Here is a 20301-nt window from a genome sequence, read left to right on the forward strand (position 1 = left end):
CTCCCGCCCATCGTCAACACGCCTGCGGCGTGTATCCTCTGGTTGGGCCGGGCAGCGCTGCGCGCTGCGGGCGCGTGCAGATCAGAAACCGACGCCAGTGCCTTGCAGTACGCCGTGTTCCAACGCGTAGCGTGTCAGCCCGGCGGTTGAAGAGATGCCAAGCTTGCGCTTGATATTCTTGCGGTGCGTTTCGACCGTCCGCACGGAAATATCCAGCGTTTGCGCAACTTCCTTGTTGGATTTGCCCTGCGCCAGTTCCAGCAGAATGGTCTGTTCACGTCCGGTCAGCGCTTCGCGCGTGGTGTCGCCCTTGGGCTTCAGTGATCCGCTGGCGCCTGTGCAAAGATACTGTTCGCCCCGCATCACCGCGTCGATGGCCTGCTTGATCTCATCAGTGGGCACATCCTTGAGCACATATCCTTTGGCACCGTGGCTGAGCGCGGTCGATATGTATTCCGGGCTGTCATGCATCGACAGGATCAGGATGCGGGTTTCCGGCAGGCGTTCGAGGATGATTTCCGTCGCGCTGAGACCGCCAAGCCCGGGCATGTTCAGATCCATCAGGATCACATCCGGGGCAAGGTCAACGGCCTGATCCACTGCCGCCTGTCCGCTGCCAAGCGTGCCGACCACTTCGATCTCATCATAGCTTTCCAGGATGGACTGAATGCCCTCGGCCACCATGGGATGGTCGTCGACGATAAGAACTCGGATGCTTTCGGCGCTCATGTGCCGGCCTTTCGGTTCGGGGTTGCGTCTTCCTGCGGTGGCAGAAGGTGGCTCAGCGGCAGGCTGACTTCGATGACGGTGCCGCCACGCGGTCCGCGTGATGACAGAATGCGCAGGGACCCGTCAAGCTGTTCGATGCGCTCTTGCATGTTGCGCAACCCGATCCCGGTGCTGGGGGTACCCGGATCGGTCCGCATGCCCCGGCCATTGTCGGTGATCCGCATGGTTGCCCCTTTCTTGTGCCCGCGCAGGTCTATCGTAACATGCGTGGCGCCCGAGTGGCGCTCGATATTGGTCAGCGCTTCCTGGGCAATGCGATACAGGGCAATCTTGCTGTCCTGATCCAGCCGGTTGCGGAATACCACGGTCGAGAATTCCGTCTCGATCCCGGTGCGGTCCCGGAAATCGTCGGTCAGGGCTTTCAGCGCGGGCCCAAGGCCCAGATCGTCCAGTGCGCCGGGGCGCAGGTCGCGACTGATGCGGCGGACCTCGGTGATGGCAGTGCCAAGATGGTCAATCCCTTTGTCCAGCGGATCGCGCGCGCCCGCATCATCGCCACGGGACAGGCGGCGCCGCGCGTTGTCCAGCGCGTAACGTACACCGACCAGAATCTGGCTGATGCCGTCATGCAGTTCACGGGCAACCCGGCCTCGTTCTTCTTCCTGCGCATCAAAGACGCGCTGGGTCAGTTCCTTCAGCTTGGCGTCCGCAAGTCTGCGCTCGCGGATGTTCAGCAGCATGCCCGATGCAAAGACGATGAGCACCGCAGCCACGACGATTGCGCCGATATACATGAAAGTGCGCTGAACGCGGGCCTCGACTTCGGCCCTCGCATTGGCCACCGTTGCGACGATGTCGTCGATGAAGACACCGGTCCCCACGACCCAGCGCCAGTCCTGAAGCCCGACGACATAGGCGATCATCTGCGCCTCTTCCCCGGTCGAAGGCTTCTGCCACATGAAGCTGTGCCAACCAGCCCCCTGGCGGGCGAGGCGGATGAACTCGTCAACGATCGGGGTACCATCGCTGTCCGTCAGCCCCTCCCAGTTTCGATTGATGAACTGCGTCTGGCGCGGGCTGACCAGATTGTTACCGTCATAATCGTAGACAAAGAAGAACCCATCCTGACCATAGATCATTGCCGACAGGATCTGGGACACGAGGTTTTTTGCGACCTCGTCATCAGGCTCGGCCCGGCCATAGATGTACGCGAACCCGTTGCGGGCCTGTGTCACGTAGTTGCGCAGCTCTTCCTTCTTGGCTTCGATCAGGCTGCGTTCCAGCGCTTCGATCTCACGCTCGGCGGTCGCGCGGGCCTCGTAGGTGACAAGCATGGCAATTGCCGCCACGGCCACGACCAGCGGGATTGCCGCCACCAGCGACAATTTCTGCGCATAGGTCAGCGAGACCAGATGTCGGAGTCTTTGCATGGACGAATCGATACGCAAGCAGCGGCGAAAATGCAAAAAGATTGGGCTTTGTCCCGCAAATACGATGATGATCATCATAACTGCTGGGCTTCACCGCCCGATTTCTGGTCGAAAAAAGCAAAGAAATCGATTCTCTACGCAGTAGTAGGTATTCCCTTTCACTTCGGCCACATTAGGCTGACGCGCACTGAATGCGACAGGTCCGGTTCTGCCGGACCGTGACTATGAAGGGGAGGAACACTCATATGGATCGTCGTTCATTTCTAAAAAAATCCGCGCTGGGCGGCTCGGCGGCTGCGGCAACTGCTTTGGCAGCACCGGCTTATGCGCAGGGACAGCGTACTCTGACCATGGTGACCTCGTGGGGTCGTGGTCTGGCGGGTGTGTTTGACAGCGCGCAGCGGTGTGCCGACAGCATCAACGCCATGTCGGATGGCAGCCTGAATGTTGAAATCAAGGCAGCGGGCGAGCTGGTTGGCGCGTTCGAAGTATTTGACGCCGTGTCGTCAGGTCAGGCCGACATGTATCACGCGGCCGACTATTACTTTGTGGGTCAGCACCCGGGCTATGCGTTCTTCACGGCCGTGCCTTTCGGTATGACGGCACAGGAACTCGTGAACTGGTACTATCATGACGGCGGGATGGAGCTGCATGACGAGCTGGGCGAAATCTTTGGCCTGAAGTCCTTCCTGGCCGGCAACACCGGTGCGCAGGCGGGTGGCTGGTACTCGAAAGAGATCAACAGCCCCGAAGACTTCAACGGTCTGAAGTTCCGTATGCCGGGCCTGGGTGGTAAAGCACTGGGTAAACTGGGCGCATCGGTCCAGAACATTCCGGGGTCGGAAGTGTATCAGGCGCTGTCGTCCGGCGCGATCGACGGTACCGAGTGGATCGGTCCGTGGGCGGACGAAAAAGCCGGTTTCCAGGAAATCACCAAGACCTACTACACTGCGGGCTTCCACGAGCCGGGTGCAGGTCTGTCGCTGGCAACCAACCGTGACGTGTTCAATGAACTGACCCCGGCACAGCAGAAGATCATCGAAATCGCTGCCGCCGAGGCGCACCAGTGGAACCTGGCGCAGTTCCTGGCCAACAATGGCGCAGCACTGCAGCGTTTGCAGGCCGGTGGTGTCAAGGTTCTGGAATTCCCGGACAGTGTCTGGGACGCGTTTGGTCAGGCAAGCCAGGAAGTTCTGGACGAGAACATGGGCGATGAGCTGTTCAAGAAGATCCATGACAGCGCAATGACGTCGATGGCTGCTTCGTCTGCCTGGAACAACCTGTCGTCGGGTGTCTACACTGCTCAGCGTGACCGTGTTCGCGGCTAAGCCTTTCTGATACAAGGACAACCGGTTCCCCCGCGCGGCGGGGGAACCTTTCCCGTTGCGCTTGAAGACTTGGGCAAGCAACAATAATCCATGCGCAACTGAGACGACCTGGGGACAACATGCAGGACGAAAACGGTATCTCGTTCTTCGGCGCCCTGTGGAATGGACTGGTCTGGTTCATTCAGAGCATTGCCGAAGCCTTCTATAATTTCGGATACGCCATCACGCATCCGCAGCTCTGGCTGGACTGGTCCGACAAGGCGTCGATCATGCGCTTTGTCTATTACGGCGGTTCGGTCGAGTTCTTCTTTGTGGTGTTCACGTTCTTTCTGGTTCTGACGGCCATCGGGCTGTACTACCGGAATTTCATGTGGGCCATCGTGCGGGGCCTTGAGGGGTTTGCCAACACCACCGGGCGCTTCTTTGCCTGGGCGGGGCTTCTGATGGTGATCCAGCAGATCGTGATCGTTTTCATGCAGCGGGTCTTTACACGACCCGATATGTCTTTTGGTTTGGGTATCCCGTTCCAGATGGATATCAGTTGGTTCGCGGAAGAACTGAAGCTGTATAATGCGATGGTCGTGTGCCTGTGCTGTACCTACACATTCGTGCAGGGTGGGCATGTGCGCGTTGACCTCATCTATGCCGGCATCAGCCACCGTGCCAAACGGGTGGTTGATATGTGCGGTGCGGTTTTGTTCATGATGCCCATGGCGGTGTTAACTTGGATGTATGGCTGGTACTTCATGTGGCGGCACCTGATCGTGCCGAAACCTTCGGCCAGTGACACGCTGGACCGGCTGGTGGCCAAGTCCCGCGCCCTGCGCTGGAACGTGGAAACCATTGGGTTCAGCCCCAACGGATTCAACGCCTACTTCCTGTTCAAGATCTTGCTGGTGGCCTTTGCAGCCATGGTGTTCCTGCACGCAATCGCATTCCTGTACCGCTCGTATCTTGAGTATGTGGAAGGGCCGGAAAGCACTGGAAAATACCTCGACAAGGACAGCCTTGGTGAGGGCGAAGAAGCCTATGAAGGCGCGCATTAAGGACGGAGACCAAGACAATGCTATTCGGACTTGATGGCGTCGAGATAGGCCTCATTATCGTATTCTTCTGCCTCTTCGGAGGCATCCTTTCCGGCTTCCCGGTGGCCTTTGCCATCGGCGGCGCCGGAGTGATTTCCTTTGGGATCATCGCGGCACTGGACAGTGCCGGGCTGTTGATCCACCAGGCAATCGACACAGGCTCACAAGCCTATCGGGATATTGTAAATTCCGGGGTAAAACCTGATGTCATATCGGTATTCCGATACCCGGATTTGCCAAGGATAGCCGAGCCGGTCTTTGTCTCTGGCTGGGAAACCGCGCTGGACCGCAACGTGTCGTTCATCGTGAACCGCATGAACGAGCGCGTACTGGCAGGGCAATCCATTGAGACCCTGTTGGCCGTGCTGATGTTCGTTCTGATGGGGATCACGCTGGAACGCTCGAAAATCGCGAACGACCTGCTGACGACGATGGCGCGCGTCTTTGGACCGCTGCCGGGTGGTCTGGCCGTGTCCATCGTGGTTGTGGGGGCATTCTTGGCTGCTTCAACCGGTATCGTTGGCGCAACGGTTGTGACCATGGGCCTGCTGGCTCTGCCAACCATGCTGCGAAACAACTACTCGCCCGAGCTTGCCACGGGTGTGATCGCGGCGTCGGGGACGCTGGGGCAGATCATTCCGCCGTCTATCGTGATCGTTCTGCTTGGCACATTGGCGGGTGATCTGTATTCCACGGCGCAAGAGACACGGGCTGTCGAGGCCGGCTGTACCGATGCGCTGACCTATCTGGGGGAGCCCGCGGTTGTCTCGGTCGGAACCTTGTTCCAGGCGGCGCTTTTGCCGGGGATCCTTCTGGCGCTGCTCTATGCGTTGTATGCCTTTGGCTATGCGCTGCTGAATCCACACAAGGCACCTGCCGTTGCAATGTCGGGTGGCTCCGGTGAGCCGATCACCCGTTCTGAAGGTCTGACCTGGCTGCTGGGCGCACCGGTTGCGTTGATCGTCGGCGCGGTGTTGCTGGGCAATGTCGGCGTGATCGGCAGCCAGAGCGTCTCGGTCTCGGCATTCTCGGATATCGGGCAGGGCGCATCGCTGCGTACCAACGTGTCGGAAGAATGCAAGGCATCGATGATCGATCTGCATGGTCAGGCCGCCTGGGATCAGGCCGTCGCCGAGCAGGAAGCCATTGATGCCGCCGGCGGTGCGGCTGAATCTCACCGCCTGACCGAAGAAGAACTGACCGTCGCAAAACAGGAAATGATCGCATCAGCCGCGCCAATTGGCACAGGTGTCGCGATCACCGTCGTGCTGTTGGGTCTTACCCTGGTGCTGGGCCGTGGCATTGCCCCTTCGCGTGCGCCACAGCCGCTTATCGTTGGTGCGATTGGTCTGCTGCTTATGGTATTGGTCGATATCCTGCTGATCTCGCCCACAACATCTTCGGGGGCAACGTTCCTGTTGCTCGCGTTGCCCTTCGCACTGACCATGTATGGTTGCAGGGAAGCCGCGGCGCGATGTGCGACCAATGACCTGATCCGCGTGGTCTTCCCGCCACTGGTTCTGATCATCGCGGTTCTGGGCTCGATCCTGGGCGGTGTGACCAACCCGACGCCGGCGGCGGCGCTGGGGGCGGGTGGCGCCATCATGCTGGCGGCCTATCGCAAGCTTCAGGACCAGGGGCGATCGGGCAAGGTGATCATCTGGTCGACCTTTGCCGTGATCATCGCCTTGCTGATGGGGGTGAACTTTGACCTGCGGGTCAATCAGGGCAATGTGACCTTGGAGACCTGGATCGCCTTCATCATCGCGTATGCGGCTTATCTGTACGCCTTGTTCGGCCTGCTGTTCGGGTGCTGGGTGCTGTACTCCAGCGGAGTTCTGACCCCGGTGGTGCGCGAGACGGCCAAGGTGACATCGATGGTGTTCACCATCCTGATCGGATCGCAGTTGCTGAACCTGGTGGTGATCTCGTTCGGAGGGGAGCACTATATCCAGCAATTCCTGAAGAGTTTTGACAACGAATTCACGGTCTTCCTGATCGTGATGCTGGTGTTGTTCATTCTGGGCTTCGTGCTGGATTTCCTCGAGATCATCTACATCGTGATCCCCATCGTGGGGCCGGTGATCTATGGCGGGTCGTTCGACCCGAAATGGGTGACGATCATGGTGGCGGTGAACCTGCAAACATCCTTCCTGACACCACCGTTCGGGTTCGCGTTGTTCTATCTGCGGGGGGTTGCGCCGAAGGAAGTGACGACGGGCCATATCTATCGCGGGATCATACCGTTTGTTCTGATCCAGGTGGTGGGGATCGCAATCCTGTGGTTCTTCCCGGCGATTGTCACGATCGTGCCGGACCTGATCCCGAACTGATCCGGACCATCAATATGCAAAAGGGGGCCTTGGGGCCCCCTTTTTCTTGATTGTTGGGGGGAAGGGGCCAGCCCCTTCTTGCCCTGCGGCCAATTCATCCCCGGGATATTTTGGGCCAGATGAAGAAGCGGATCAGGTGAATTGGATCAGGTCCCAGCGGTTGCCATAAGGATCGCGCCAGACGGCGACAGTGCCATAGGATTCACTGCGGGGATCTTCTTCGAAATGGACCCCGTTGGCACGCATCTGTGAGTAGTCGCGGTGGAAATCATCGGTTTGCAGGAAGAATCCGACGCGGCCACCGGTCTGGCTGCCTATGGCGGCGCGCTGTTCAGGCCCGTCGGCCTTGGCCAGAAGAAGGGCGCTGCCGTCTGAACCCGGCGGTGCGATCAGGACCCAGCGTTTTCCGCCTCCGAGATCTAAATCCTTCAAGAGCTTGAAACGGAGTTTTCCTGTGTAAAACGAGATGGCTTCATCGTAGTCCGGCACCACGAGGGTGACGGCGTGCAGGTTCTGTTTCATGGGGTGGTCAGCCCTTGGTCGGGTGGCGGTCGGGAAGCTGGATATTGGCCACCTGCTCGGCAATCGGAGCGGTGGACAGGGGGTGCCGTGAGGAAGCGCAGAAGGTATCAGGATCCGTGATCTTTTGCCATTCGCCCTGAACATAGGCCTCAAGCCCGGAGAATTTTGCCTTGTAGCCCATCTTGGGGCTGCCGGGGACCCAATAGCCCAGGTAGATATAGGGCAGGCCCGCTTCACGCGCGATCTCGATATGGTCCAAGATCATATAGGTGCCCAGAGAATTCTGAGGCTGGTTCGGATCGTAGAAGGAATAAACCATGCTCAGCCCATCATCGAGCACATCGGTCAGGCTGACAGCGATCAGGTCGCCGGTTTCCGGATCTGCATATTCCACCACGCGGCTTCGAATCGGCGTTTCTTCGATCATTGCCGCAAACTCGAACACGTCCATGTCGGCCATGCCGCCGTCGGCGTGCCGGGTATCAAGATAGCGGCGGAACAGCTCATACTGCTCGTCCGTGGCCCAGGGCGACGTGGCGCGGCGTTGCAGATATCCGTTGCGTTTCACCGCGCGTTTCTGGCTTTTTGTCGGGCGGAACGCCGAGACGTCGATCCGGGCGGACAGGCAGGCTGCGCAATCTGTGCAGGAGGGGCGGTAGAGTACATTCTGCGACCGGCGAAACCCCTGCTGTGACAGGGAATTGTTCAGCTGTTCCGCGCCTTCGCCCTGGAGCGCGGTGAACAGCTTACGCTCCATCCTGCCGTCGAGATAAGGGCAGGGTTGCGGGGCCGTGACATAGAATTGTGGCGCAATTGGCAGCGTGTGTCGCATGAAGTTCCCAGGTAGCCTCGGGTGGGATGATAGCAACCGTTCCCGAGGCCGCCAAGTGTTTCACGCAACCGGGCCTCAGGCCCGTCGATTGATCATGACCGTGCCCAGAAAACTGTCGGTCAGGCCCTGGCCGCGGGCGCTGGTCAGCATCATGATCACCGAGATGATCTGAATCACAGCGACCGCCATGCTGACGAAATAGCCGGCAGTGTGGGCAATGGCCTTGCCCATATCCATCCGCTCTCCGAATGCGTCGCGCAATTCGATTCCCATGAATCGCATGCCCAGTGTGGCCGAGCCGTTGGTGATGGTTACTACGCGATAGACAAAGCTGATGACGGCATAGATCACGGCCAGAAAAAACAGACCGAGGCCTGCGCTCAACAGGATCGCCACCGTGCAGAGCAGCGAGATGAAGGCGACATCAAACAACCACGCGACAAAGCGTTTGCTTGTCACTGAGTTGTAGAATTCTGGTTGGGTATCCGGGTCGGGCAGGTGATTCATTCGTCAGGTCCGAAAAAAAGGGTCAGGGTACCCTGTCCCGGAATGCCGGGACAGGGCAAGGTCAATCAGGCAGGCGTGGCTTTGCCGTCGTCTTCATGGTTCTCGCGGGCGCGTTCGTCCATGAACTCGTCGAATTCGGCCTTGTCCTTGGCATCACGCAGGCGGCGCAGGAACGCCTCGAAGTCCTGCTGTTCGCGTTCAAGGCGGGCCAGTGTATCTGCCTTGTAGGCGTCAAATGCGCTGTTGCCGGACGGCTTCATCGCGCTCATGTGGCTGTGCCAGGATTTGCGGCGGTTGCAGGATTTGCTGAACATGCGTTTGCTCCAGATCATGTAAGCCAGAAGGGCCAGGCCAACAGGCCAGAAGAAGATGAAACCAAGGACCATGGCGGCGATCCACGCCCCTTTGCCTTTGTCATCCAGCCAGGCCTCAATTCGGTAAAGCCATCCCGGATTCGCGGGGGCGGCGGGGTCGGACAATGCGGTCATTTGAGCTCTCCAGGGTTGATGTAAATTCTTTTCACATTGTCTAGATGGGGTCCCTGTCGGGTGTTGCAAGGGGATAATGTGAAAAAGATTTACATTGAGCAACTCGGTTGACGATAAACATCTTCAGTCTCAGGGTGCGGAAATGGAAATGACAGAACACAAAACGGCACCTGCGCTGAATGAAATCCTCGAACTGGAAAGGCAGGTCTGGATGGCGCTGGTCGAGGGCAACGCAAGCGCGGACCGGGCTTTGCTGAGCGTCGATTTTCTTGGGGTCTATCCGACGGGATTTGCCAATCGTGACGATCATGTTGGGCAATTCGCGGATGCGCCGACAATGGCCGCGTTTGATCTGAGCGACGCGAGATTGCGCGTTCTGACACCGGATATCGTCCTGTTGACTTATAGAGCCGACTACCTGCGCCCGGGTGCGACAACGCGCGAGGCGATGCTGATTTCGTCGTTGTGGGAACGCAGAAACGACGTTTGGGTCAACAGTTTCAGTCAGGACACGCCGGTTCAGAAAACCTGATCAGAATGCCCCATTGACGATCACGCGCCGCGATGCGCAGTTTGCGCGTATGACAGACGCTCTTGCCATTACACGACTTCCGCGTTCTTTCGATCCATTCCTGGGCGACGAAGCGCGGGCCCTGATGCCTGATATGCCGGCCGAGATGGCGGAATTGGTGGCGGGCACCGCCGGTTCGAGCCCCTATCTGAAAGGTCTGATCGAACAAGAGAAAGACTGGCTGCCCGAGGCCCTGATGCGCCCGGATCAGGCATTGGCTGACGTCATGGCTGCCGCGCGTGATCTGCCGCCGGATCAGTTGAAACCCGGATTGCGGCAGGCCAAGCGGCGTATGGCTCTGCTTACGGCGTTGGCCGATATTGCAGGTGCGTGGCCATTGGAGAAGGTCACGGCGGCCCTGACCGATTTCGGTGCGCTGGCCGCCGATGTTGCGGCCAAGGCCGAGATCGCAACACTGATCCGGCGCAAGAAGCTGCCGGGTATGACCGAGGAAGATGTCGAAACCGCAGCCGGTTTGGTCATCCTGGCGATGGGAAAGATGGGCGCGCATGAGCTGAACTACAGCTCGGACATCGATCTGATCGTCCTGTTCGATGAAACGCGCTTTGACCCCGATGACTTTTACGAGGCCCGGCACGGTATGGTTCGGGCCACGCGCAACTTTTGTGCGACGTTGAGCGAAAAGACGGCGGACGGCTATGTCTTCCGCACGGATCTGAGGTTGCGCCCCGATCCCGCCGTGACACCGGTTTGCATGGCGATGGAGGCCGCTGAGCGGTATTACGAAAGCCTCGGCCGTACGTGGGAGCGGGCCGCTTATATCAAGGCACGGCCCTGTGCCGGAGATCTGGCTGCGGGGCAGCGTTTCCTTGACGGCCTGCGCCCCTTTGTCTGGCGCCGCCATCTGGATTTTGCCGCCATTCAGGACGCCCATGACATGCGCCTGCGCATCCGCGAAAACAAAGGCACCGGAGGGTCTTTGTCGATCCCCGGTCACGACATGAAACTGGGGCAGGGCGGTATCCGTGAGATCGAGTTTTTCACGCAAACCCGCCAGTTGATCGCCGGCGGGCGAGACGCTGACCTGCGGGTGCGCGGTACGGTTTCCGGGCTTGCGGCGCTGGCCTCCAAAGGATGGGTGCCGCAGGATGTGGCGGACAAGCTGACCGATCATTACCGCGCGCACCGCGAAGTCGAACACCGCATCCAGATGATTCATGACGCACAGACCCACAAGGTGCCGAGTTCGCCTGACGGGATCGAACGCGTTGCCTGTCTGATGGGGATCAGCAGTGCCGAGTTGACGCAAGACCTGACAAATCGCCTGACCGAGGTGCATGAGTTGACGGAAGGATTCTTTGCCCCCGGACCTGGTGCGGCACCGGTCCGAGTGCAGGATGTGGAATTCGACAAAAGCGTTTTGGCCCGCTGGACGACATACCCGGCCCTGAGGTCCCAGCGCGGCGCGCGGATTTTCGAACGTCTGCGGCCCGAGCTGTTGTCGCGTCTTGCCAAAACCGCAAAGCCCGATGAAGCGCTGATGGCTTTGGACGGGTTCCTGGCGGGCCTGCCAGCCGGGGTGCAGCTGTTTTCGCTGTTCGAGGCGAATCCGCAACTGATCGACTTGTTGATCGATATCGTTGGCACGTCGCATGCTCTGGCCTCGCACCTGTCGCGCAATGCGTCGGTGTTTGACGCGGTGATCGGGGGCAGTTTCTTTGCGGATTGGCCCGGGCAAGAGGCGTTGCAAGCGGAATTGACGCAGGCTTTGTCAGAAGAAACGGATTATGAAACCCAGCTTGATCTTGCACGGCGCTGGTGCAAGGAATGGCATTTCCGGGTTGGTGTGCATCACCTGCGCGGCCTGATCGACGGGGCGCAGGCAGGCCAGCAATATGCCGAGCTTGCGCAGTCGGTCATCGCGGCCATCCTGCCGCATGTCACCGACAATTTCGCCCGCAAACACGGCCCCGCACCGGGGCGCGGTGCTGCTGTGCTTGGGATGGGGTCGCTGGGGGCAGGCCGGATCAACTCGCAATCCGATCTGGACATGATCGTGATCTATGATCCGCTGGATCAGGACATGTCCGAGGGTCCGCGCCCTTTGGCCACGCGCACCTACTACGCGCGGTTCACGCAGGCTCTGATCACGGCACTGTCCGCGCCGATGTCGCAGGGACGCTTGTATGAGGTCGATATGCGGCTGCGCCCTTCGGGCAATCAGGGGCCGGTCGCGACCAGTTGGGCCAGCTTTGTCAATTATCAGCGGAACGAAGCCTGGGTGTGGGAGCATCTGGCCCTGACCCGTGCGCATGTTGTTGCCGGAGACGCCGGGCTGGCCGAGGAAATCGAAGCCTTCCGTACCGAGTTTCTGTCGCACCCGCGAGAGCGGGACAAAGTGCTGCGCGACGTGGCCGAAATGCGGTCGCGTCTGGCCGCGGCCAAGGCGCCCGCCGGCATATGGGACGCCAAGAACGGCCCCGGCCGATTGATGGATGTCGAGTTGATGGCCGAAACCGGCGCCTTGCTGGCCGGGTCCGCACAGCGTGATGTGTCCTCTGGTCTGGATGGTGCCGTCGCAGCCGGTTTGCTGGATGTCGCGCAGGCGCAATCTCTGAAAGACTGCTATGACTTATGCTGGTCCGTGCAATGCGCGGCGCGGCTGCTGTCGGGCAAGGCGATCGAAGCCGACAAGATCGGCGAAGGCGGAACTGCTTTTTTGTGCCGTGCCACCGGGTTCGAACAGGTCGAAGCGCTACAGGCGGCATTGCTGGAGAGTTATACGACCGCAGCCGATCTGATCGGGGGCGTGATCAAGGGGGAAGAAGATGGCGCGCAGCAGTGATCCCAACGACCACAAAGGTCTGATCCGCGAAGCCTATCGAATCGAGGGCATAACCCTGCCGGAATGCCGCAGCATCTTTCTGGACTGGGCACTCAGCCTTCCCGCAGATCGCGACCAGAACACGGCGCTGACGGAACTGCACGCGGGCTATGCCAAGCAGAACCCCGATCACCCGATGACGCAGGTTCTGACCGAGGGTCTTCAGACGGCTCGGGCACCGAAACGCCGTGGTGGCTGGCGCTCCCGCAACCGCTAGGGCTTTCCCACCGGCGCGTTCAGGACTAAGAGGGCGCCATGACTCAATCTGCCGACCGCCCCCGTATCCGCCTTAAACCAAAAGCCAATGCGCGCGGCATGCGCCATGGCTTCCCGTGGGTCTACGCCAATGACATCGTCACCGACCGCCGCACCCGCAAGATTCCAGCGGGCGCTTTGGCCGTGCTCGAAGACGACAAACGCGCGCCCATCGCGCTGGTCGCGGTCAATCCCGCGTCCAAGATCATGTGCCGGGTGCTGGATCGTGACATCGACGGGCAGCTTGACGCGGCGTGGTTCGAGAGCCGTTTGCAGCGCGCCCTTGATCTGCGAGAAAACCTGTTCGACGCCCCGTATTACCGCTTGATCCATGCCGAAGCGGACGGCTTCCCCGGCGTCATCATCGACCGCTTTGGCGAGGCCTGCGTCATTCAGCCGAACGCGGCCTGGGCCGAGGCGCACCTGGACCTGCTGACAGAGGCTCTGGCCAAAGTCACAGGCGTGACCACGGTGCTGAAGAACGCCTCGGGCCGCACGCGCGGGCTGGAGGGCCTGGACGACGTCAATCAAGTATTGTGCGGAACTGCGCCCGATGCACCCCTGCCGGTGCCGATGAATGGCGCCACCTACATGGCGGATCTGACCGGTGGTCAGAAGACCGGGCTGTTTTATGACCAGCGCCCCAACCACGCCTTTGCCGCGCGCCTGGTTCATCCCGATGCGCAGGTGCTGGACGTGTTCAGCCATGTGGGCGGCTTCGGTCTGGCGATGCTTGCAGGCGGTGCGGGGCAGGCATTGTCCGTCGATGGCTCAGCCGCCGCGCTCGATCTGGCGAAAAAAGGAGCCGAGGCGTCGGGCCTTGCTGAAAAGTTCCAGACCCGGCAGGGCGACGCGTTCGAGGTTCTGACTCAACTGGGCGAAGAAGGCGCGCGATTTGACGTGGTGATCTGCGATCCGCCCGCGTTTGCGCCGTCCAGACAAGCGCTGGATGCGGGTCTGCGCGCGTATGAACGTGTCGCAAGACTGGCGGCGCCGCTGGTCAAACCCGGTGGTTACCTTGGCCTGTGTTCGTGTTCGCACGCCGCTGATCTGGGCCGTTTTCGTGATGCGTCTTCCCGTGGGATTGGCCGCGCCGGGCGCCAAGCCCAACTGATCCACACCGGCTTTGCAGGCCCCGATCACCCGCAACTGCCGCAACTGGCGGAAAGCGGCTATCTCAAAGCGGTGTTCTATCGCCTATGAAAGCCGTGCTCGACACCTGCGTCATCTATCCCACGGTAATGCGCGAGATGCTCTTGGGCGCGGCCCGCCTGGGCCATTTCACTCCGATCTGGTCCGCGCGCATCCTCGAAGAATGGGCCCGCGCCGCGCGCAAGCTTGGCCCGACGGGCGAGGCGCAAGCCCGCGCCGAAATCGCGCTGACACAAGCCAACTGGCCCGACGCCGAACGGACTGCGAACGCAGGCCTGCACGACCGTCTTTGGCTTCCGGATGCCGCCGATATCCACGTGCTGGCGACGGCGATCGCCGCGTCCGCCGATATGATCGTCACGGTGAACGCCAAGGATTTTCCCAAAAACATATTGGCGGAAGAAGGCCTGGACCGCCGAGACCCCGACAGCCTTCTGCATGGTTTCTGGCAAGCTGATCCAAAGGGTATGAACACGCTCGCGGCTCAGGTCCTTGCCGAGGCCAGCCGCCTCTCGGGCGACCAATGGACCCTGCGCGCACTGATGAAAAAGGCCCGGCTACCACGCCTTGGCAAAGCCCTGAGCGCCTGAGCGGGACCCCCTTCATCTGGCTAAAAATATCCCGGAGAGCGCGAGAGGCTGGCCTCTCGCTGCGCACCCTCAGCCACGCGCCCAACGCTGCTCAAGGGCCTCCAGTGCCGCAATGCGCTCACCCGTCTTCGGGTGGCTCATCAACCATGCCGGGGCAACGCCCGCCCGTTGCTGCGTCAGGTCTTCCAGCTTGTGAAACAAGGATTTCTGCGGCCCGATCCCGATTCCGGCCTTGGTCAGCAAGGCGGCGGCATATTCGTCCGCCTCATACTCATCCTGACGCGACAGGCGCGAGGCCAGCAATGACGTCAAGGCATTCGCAATCATCGCTCCGATAAACGGAATAAAGCGGTTCAGCACCATGATAAGCGCCGTCCGCATCGCGTTTTGACCCGAAAAATCAATCATCCGTCGCCTTGCGTGACCCAAGGCAACATGTCCCAGCTCATGAGCGATGACGCTGGCCATTTCCTCGGCCGAAACCTCTCCGTTGCGGAATTTTCGGTAAAACCCGCGCGTGATGAAAATCCGACCGTCCGGAGCAGCCAGCCCGTTTACCGGGTCGATCTCATAGATATAGACGGGCACCCGATCGATGCCCAAAGCTGCGGCCAGCCGGTCTGTCATCCGTTTCAGCACCGGATCGGCCAGTTCGGTCGATTTTGCATCCAACTCACGATGGGTTCGCCAGACGGAAATCCGGTACATCACGATGGCATAGCCAATGGCCAGCAGGATCGGAGTCAATCGAAGCATGCCAAAGATATGGTCCGAACATGGGCATTGCGCAAGTCACACCTGCGGGATGTTCGTCGGGACCCGCATGTTCGTGCGCCGAAATCGGCACAAACTTCGATAAGTTGCGATCTTGCGACATGAGCTGTTGATTATTTCGACGATCCCACTTAACCGACAGGGCGCTATCGATGAGGGACCCATGACCGACAAGAACTATGAAGCGCGTCACCTGGAAACGCTCGACCGGGATTTGCGTCGCTTTTCACGCCTCGAAATGGCGACCGCACAGGCTGGACGGCCTTTTGTGGGCTCAGGGATCGCTCTGGTATTCATTGTTGTCGCAGGCCTTGTGGCCGCTTTCCTGTTCGGGCAGGGCAGCAACGCGCTCATCGTCGTGATCGCGGCGATGTTCGGGGCCTATATGGCGCTGAACATCGGGGCCAATGACGTCGCCAACAACATGGGGCCCGCAGTGGGGGCGAATGCGCTGACGATGGGCGGTGCCATCGCCATTGCCGCCATTTTTGAAAGTGCCGGAGCGCTCGTCGCCGGGGGCGATGTCGTATCAACCATCGCCAAGGGAATCATCGCGCCGGAAAGCATGGGAACGGCCAACGTCTTCATATGGGCGATGATGGCGGCGCTGCTGTCCTCGGCGCTGTGGGTCAATCTGGCGACATGGATCGGGGCGCCGGTTTCCACCACGCATTCGGTCGTCGGCGGCGTCATGGGGGCCGGGATCGCCGCTGCCGGGTTCGGTGCCGTAAGCTGGGGCACCATGAGCAAAATCGCCGCCAGCTGGGTGATCTCGCCGGTTCTGGGGGGCTTGGTCGCAGCCGGTTTCCTGTGGTTCATCAAGGCCAGGATCATCTATCAGGAAGACAAGATCGCCGCGGCCCGCAAATGGGTGCCGATGCTGGTCGGGATCATGGCGGGCGCCTTTGCATCTTACCTGGCGCTCAAGGGCCTCAAGAAGATCATCAAGATTGATCTCGGGACGGCGCTGCTGATCGGTGCGGTCTGTGGCGGGCTGATCTGGGCCGTGATGATCCCGATTATCCGCCGTCAGTCCGAGGGGCTTGAGAACCGCAACAAATCGCTGAAAATTCTGTTTGGAATTCCCCTGATCGTCTCTGCGGCGTTGCTGAGCTTTGCGCATGGCGCAAATGACGTTGCCAATGCAGTGGGCCCGTTGGCCGCGATTGTGCAGGCCTCTGCCTCGGGCGATTTCACGCATGCCGTCAGCATTCCCTATTGGGTCATGGTCATCGGTGCGTTTGGGATATCGTTCGGCCTGTTCCTGTTTGGTCCGAAACTGATCCGCATGGTCGGCAGCCAGATCACCAAGCTCAACCCGATGCGGGCCTATTGCGTCGCGCTGTCAGCCGCGATCACGGTGATTGTCGCCAGTTGGCTGGGCTTGCCTGTCAGTTCCACCCACATCGCGGTTGGCGCTGTATTCGGCGTCGGGTTCTTCCGGGAATGGGATGCCGAGCGAAGGCTGAAACGCTCAAGGCTGGCTTTTCCCGAACGCCCCCGCGTTGCGGCGGAAGAACGCCGCCGCCGCAAGCTGGTTCGCCGGTCGCATTTCCTGACCATCGTTGCCGCGTGGGTTATCACTGTTCCCGCAGCGGCCATGCTGGCAGCGATCCTGTTTCTTGGGATTCAGGTGATTGCCGGGTAAACTCTGGCGCTGACCTCAACGGGTCAGCGCTTTCATTCCCTGTTCCAGCCCGGCCAGGGTCATCGGCACCATATGGCCTTCGAAGATCTCCTGGATCATGCTGATGGAATGGGTGTATTCCCAGTACTTCTCGGGCACGGGATTGATCCACAGGTTCGATGTCCATTGATCCCGCGCGCGTTGCAGCCAGACCTGCCCGGCCTCTGCGTTCCAATGCTCGTTGGCACCGCCGGGATAGGCGATCTCATATGGGCTCATCGAGGCGTCGCCGACGAAGATGCATTTGTAGTCGGGCCCATAGGTGCGCAGCACCTCGTGCGTCGGGATCTGCGCGTCCCAGCGACGGCGGTTGTCGCGCCAGACGCCTTCGTACAGGCAATTGTGAAAGTAGTAATATTCCAGATGCTTGAACTCGGACCGTGCGGCCGAAAACAGCTCTTCTACCACCTTGATATGCGGGTCCATTGATCCGCCAACGTCCAGGAACAGCAGGACCTTGACCGCGTTGTGACGTTCCGGGCGGGTCTTGACGTCCAGATAACCGTGCTCGGCGGTGGCGCGAATGGTGCCGTCCAGATCCAGTTCCTCGGCAGCACCTTCGCGCGCCCAGCGGCGCAGGCGTTTCAGGGCGACCTTGATGTTGCGCGTGCCCAGTTCAACCGTATCGTCCAGGTTCCTGAATTCGCGCTTGTCCCAAACCTTGACGGCGCGCTGATGGCGGCTTTCCTTCTGACCAATGCGGACCCCTTCGGGGTTGTATCCATAGGCCCCGAACGGAGAAGTTCCGGCCGTGCCGATCCACTTGTTTCCGCCCTGATGACGGCCTTGTTGTTCCTTTAGGCGTTCGCGCAGCGTATCCATCAGCTTGTCGAAACCGCCAAGCGCTTCGATCTCGGCTTTTTCCTCGTCCGACAGGTGTTTTTCGGCCAGCTTGGCCAGCCAGTCGCCGGGAATGTCGACGGCTTCCAGAACCTGATCGAAACTGATTTCGTTCAGCCCTTCGAAACTGGCGGCAAAGGCGCGGTCGAACTTGTCGATGTTGCGTTCATCTTTCACCATCGACACGCGGGCGAGATAGTAGAACGCCTCGACATCATAGGTGGCCAGACCCTTTTTCATGCCTTCCAGAAAAGTCAGATACTCCCGCAGCGATACCGGGATGCCGGCTTTGCGAAGGTTTTCGAAAAAGGGCAGGAACATCGTCTCAGGCCACCAAACGCACCAGAACCAGCGAGATCACCAGACCCACCAGCGCAAAGGCAATGCCATACCCGGCGGCATATTGCGCCATGTCGGCCCGATTGCCGCTGCGCTTTTTCGCGGTCAGGGCGCCCAAGGTTGCACCCAGTGCCGCCATTCCCAGAACTACCAACATATGTGTGTCATCCGTCTTTCGTGCCATCCGTGTTTCTTCGGCCATTGCCCCGCGACAATGACTGGGCCACCAGATCCGAACCAAACCCGTACCGCGCCCATCCCAGGCTGTCCAGCCTGACGGCACGTGCCTGCTGTATCTGCCCCGCCTGTTTCAGCGCTTCTGATTTCAGCAACAACAACGTGGCCAGCAGAGACGCATTTTCAGCCCGTGTCATGACATCGATGGCCCTGTCCAGTTCAGGCAGAACACTGGGCCCCTTGTCCTGTGCCAGCGCAAATGCCGCGGTTTGCGTGGTGACATAGGCCTGATGCACCTCTGTGCCGGGCGTGGCCTTGAGAAATTGCTGCGCAATCTGAAACTGGCGCTGAGCTTCGTTGGGGTCCCGGAATTGTTCCATCCGGCCCATCAGATAATGGGGATAGGCGCGGCGGTGATCTGTCCATCCCTGTTGCTGACCGATCCGTGCCGCCTTTCGCGCCGCGCGCATCTGTCTGGGCGAACCCGACCCCGGCCCCAGTGATTTCTGAATCGCGTCAATCCACTCGCGCGGCGTATCCGTGAAGGGTTGAACGGGCACCCTGTCCCCGCGCGGGTTCATCCGGCTGAGAACCCCCGGGATGACCGCGGCGACCTGATCTCGGGTCATGCCGGTGCGCAGTTCCGGCGCATAAGCAGCCCGCAGGATCAGCATGTCGAACCCGGTCAGAACAGTATGGATATTGTCGTCGTTGAACACCGAATCCGGCAGATGGTAGAGGTCGTTCAGCGGACCAAGCGCTTGTGCCAGTTCTTCATGCAGGCAATCACGTATTTCCTGCGGACTGACGTCGTATGGGATGAAAATCCCAAGCCGTTCGCGTTTGCGCAGTTCAGTCCAGCTGCTTTTGATCTTTCGGCGGTCACGGCGATATTCTTCAAGGCTGGACGAGTTGGGGACGACGAAACAGGCCGCGTTGGGCAGGATGCGCAGAATGTCTTTCTGACTGACGGCTTCGATGGTGATATTGGCCTGACCCTCGTTGACCTGCCGGATGTTGATCCCGGCTTCGCGCCTCAGACGGTTGAGCAACCGGGTCAGGTCCTGCTGCATGCTTGCGGTCGGTGATCCGGTCAGACGGACTGTGACCGGGGCCTCAAATCGCGTGAAAACGGGCAGGGCGGCCCCGCTTTCCAGCTCGAAATGCAGGGACAGGAAGTCAGAGGCGATGTTTTTGTTGGACCGAGCAGGCGGCGAAGGACGTGCCGTTGAAAAAGACTTGGCAGGCGGCAGGCTTACTTCGACGACCGTGACCTGATCGGGCAGCTCGATCGTTTCAACCGTCGCGCAGCCAGCAACAACCAGTGCCAGAAAAAGGGCACTCAATCGCTTCATGAGCGGGCGTACTTGATGAACGGTGTCAGTGTGCCGATGCGATCATACAGTTTCCGAGCGGTGTGGTTGAACTCCTGGGTCAGCCAATAGACCGATGGCGCGCCCTGACGATCGGCCTCATCATAGACCGCCTGGATCAAGGCCCGGCCAACGCCTGCCCCCCGTGCCTCGGGTCGCGCGAACAGGTCTTGCAGGTAGCAGACCTTTTCCACCTTCCAGGCGTGGCGATGAAACAGATAATGTGTCAGTCCGACCAGGGCGCCATTCTGCTCGGCAACGAAACAGGAAAAATCCTGTGGGTCGTCGCCCAACAATCTGGAAAAGGTTGTTTCGTATACATCCTCGGGCAGGGCGGTTTCATAAAATGCCAGATAGTCCCGCCACATGTCGGCCCATTGGCTTTTGTCCTCGGCACGCAGGGTGCGGATTGTCAGTGCGTTCGCCACGCGATTCATCCAATTC

20 protein-coding genes are annotated in these 20301 nt (G+C 60.0%); 9 read left to right on the top strand and 11 right to left on the bottom strand.

The genetic code is table 11. The features are described 5' to 3' along the window. Positions 1-81: 81 nt before the first annotated feature. Together AC2FFD_RS04285 and AC2FFD_RS04290 are read right to left on the bottom strand one after the other, a co-directional pair. Positions 82-729 (bottom strand): response regulator transcription factor, encoded by a 648-nt coding sequence (locus AC2FFD_RS04285; RefSeq protein WP_170343983.1) that lies wholly within the window; start codon positions 727-729, stop codon positions 82-84. After that, a complete protein-coding gene (locus AC2FFD_RS04290; protein WP_257598907.1) occupies positions 726-2159 on the bottom strand; it encodes a cache domain-containing protein in 1434 nt (477 codons plus the stop codon). Before AC2FFD_RS04290 ends, AC2FFD_RS04285 begins: the two co-directional genes overlap by 4 nt. Positions 2160-2404: 245 nt before the next feature. Between AC2FFD_RS04290 and AC2FFD_RS04295 the strand changes: the two genes are divergently transcribed. The 3 genes from AC2FFD_RS04295 (at position 2405) to AC2FFD_RS04305 (ending at position 6905) form a co-directional block, all read left to right on the top strand. Beyond that, positions 2405-3487: a TRAP transporter substrate-binding protein gene (locus AC2FFD_RS04295; RefSeq protein ID WP_117868673.1), complete on the top strand. Its 1083-nt coding sequence runs from the start codon at positions 2405-2407 to the stop codon at positions 3485-3487. A gap of 119 nt (positions 3488-3606) precedes the next feature. After that, positions 3607-4533: a TRAP transporter small permease subunit gene (locus AC2FFD_RS04300; protein WP_257598906.1), complete on the top strand. Its 927-nt coding sequence runs from the start codon at positions 3607-3609 to the stop codon at positions 4531-4533. 17 nt (positions 4534-4550) lie between these two features. Next, positions 4551-6905: a TRAP transporter large permease gene (locus AC2FFD_RS04305; protein WP_170343986.1), complete on the top strand. Its 2355-nt coding sequence runs from the start codon at positions 4551-4553 to the stop codon at positions 6903-6905. A 132-nt stretch (positions 6906-7037) separates the two neighbouring features. On the opposite strand, the gene AC2FFD_RS04310 is transcribed toward AC2FFD_RS04305, so the two are convergent. From AC2FFD_RS04310 to AC2FFD_RS04325, 4 genes are all read right to left on the bottom strand, one after another. Next, positions 7038-7427 carry a VOC family protein gene (locus AC2FFD_RS04310; RefSeq protein ID WP_170343987.1) on the bottom strand — a complete coding sequence of 130 codons (390 nt, stop codon included), beginning with the start codon at positions 7425-7427 and terminating at the stop codon, positions 7038-7040. Between the two features lie 7 nt (positions 7428-7434). Continuing rightward, a complete protein-coding gene (locus AC2FFD_RS04315; protein ID WP_257598903.1) occupies positions 7435-8259 on the bottom strand; it encodes an arginyltransferase in 825 nt (274 codons plus the stop codon). Positions 8260-8334: 75 nt separating this feature from the next. Then, positions 8335-8766: an RDD family protein gene (locus AC2FFD_RS04320; protein ID WP_425078424.1), complete on the bottom strand. Its 432-nt coding sequence runs from the start codon at positions 8764-8766 to the stop codon at positions 8335-8337. A gap of 65 nt (positions 8767-8831) precedes the next feature. After that, positions 8832-9254, bottom strand: a complete 423-nt coding sequence (locus AC2FFD_RS04325) for a DUF2852 domain-containing protein (protein WP_425078423.1) — start codon at positions 9252-9254, stop codon at positions 8832-8834. Between the two features lie 148 nt (positions 9255-9402). Here AC2FFD_RS04325 and AC2FFD_RS04330 point away from each other — a divergent pair, with 148 nt between their 5' ends. From AC2FFD_RS04330 to AC2FFD_RS04350, 5 genes are read left to right on the top strand one after another with little or no spacing between them, the layout of a single operon-like run. Continuing rightward, entirely contained in the window at positions 9403-9786 is a 384-nt protein-coding gene (locus AC2FFD_RS04330) for a DUF4440 domain-containing protein (RefSeq protein WP_496872094.1), read from the top strand. 49 nt (positions 9787-9835) lie between these two features. Further along, positions 9836-12631 (top strand): bifunctional [glutamate--ammonia ligase]-adenylyl-L-tyrosine phosphorylase/[glutamate--ammonia-ligase] adenylyltransferase, encoded by a 2796-nt coding sequence (gene glnE, locus AC2FFD_RS04335; RefSeq protein ID WP_496872248.1) that lies wholly within the window; start codon positions 9836-9838, stop codon positions 12629-12631. Then, positions 12615-12887, top strand: coding sequence for a hypothetical protein (locus AC2FFD_RS04340; protein WP_170343992.1), 273 nt, complete (start codon positions 12615-12617; stop codon positions 12885-12887). Before glnE ends, AC2FFD_RS04340 begins: the two co-directional genes overlap by 17 nt. Before the next feature lie 38 nt (positions 12888-12925). Then, entirely contained in the window at positions 12926-14128 is a 1203-nt protein-coding gene (locus tag AC2FFD_RS04345) for an RSP_2647 family RNA methyltransferase (protein WP_496872096.1), read from the top strand. Next, a complete protein-coding gene (locus tag AC2FFD_RS04350) occupies positions 14125-14667 on the top strand; it encodes an RSP_2648 family PIN domain-containing protein (RefSeq protein WP_480684101.1) in 543 nt (180 codons plus the stop codon). Before AC2FFD_RS04345 ends, AC2FFD_RS04350 begins: the two co-directional genes overlap by 4 nt. A 69-nt stretch (positions 14668-14736) precedes the next feature. On the opposite strand, the gene AC2FFD_RS04355 is transcribed toward AC2FFD_RS04350, so the two are convergent. Continuing rightward, complete coding sequence (locus tag AC2FFD_RS04355) at positions 14737-15423, bottom strand: M48 family metallopeptidase (protein ID WP_170343995.1); 687 nt, start codon at positions 15421-15423, stop codon at positions 14737-14739. Between the two features lie 181 nt (positions 15424-15604). Here AC2FFD_RS04355 and AC2FFD_RS04360 point away from each other — a divergent pair, with 181 nt between their 5' ends. After that, the gene (locus tag AC2FFD_RS04360) at positions 15605-17089 is read left to right on the top strand and encodes an inorganic phosphate transporter (protein ID WP_170343996.1); all 1485 of its coding nucleotides are present in this window, start codon (positions 15605-15607) and stop codon (positions 17087-17089) included. 15 nt (positions 17090-17104) lie between these two features. Here the strand turns inward: AC2FFD_RS04360 and AC2FFD_RS04365 are convergent, their stop codons facing one another. The 4 genes from AC2FFD_RS04365 to AC2FFD_RS04380 are packed head-to-tail and all read right to left on the bottom strand — an operon-like array spanning position 17105 to position 20294. Continuing rightward, positions 17105-18289, bottom strand: a complete 1185-nt coding sequence (locus AC2FFD_RS04365) for a vWA domain-containing protein (RefSeq protein ID WP_496872100.1) — start codon at positions 18287-18289, stop codon at positions 17105-17107. Between the two features lie 4 nt (positions 18290-18293). Further along, on the bottom strand, positions 18294-18491 hold the full coding sequence (locus AC2FFD_RS04370; RefSeq protein WP_257600895.1) for a hypothetical protein: 198 nt from the start codon (positions 18489-18491) through the stop codon (positions 18294-18296). After that, complete coding sequence (locus AC2FFD_RS04375) at positions 18472-19839, bottom strand: DUF2927 domain-containing protein (protein WP_480684103.1); 1368 nt, start codon at positions 19837-19839, stop codon at positions 18472-18474. Before AC2FFD_RS04375 ends, AC2FFD_RS04370 begins: the two co-directional genes overlap by 20 nt. Continuing rightward, positions 19836-20294, bottom strand: coding sequence for a GNAT family N-acetyltransferase (locus tag AC2FFD_RS04380; protein ID WP_480684104.1), 459 nt, complete (start codon positions 20292-20294; stop codon positions 19836-19838). Before AC2FFD_RS04380 ends, AC2FFD_RS04375 begins: the two co-directional genes overlap by 4 nt. Positions 20295-20301: the final 7 nt, after the last annotated feature.

It is taken from the genome of Ruegeria sp. YTSC002, from assembly GCF_059609845.1.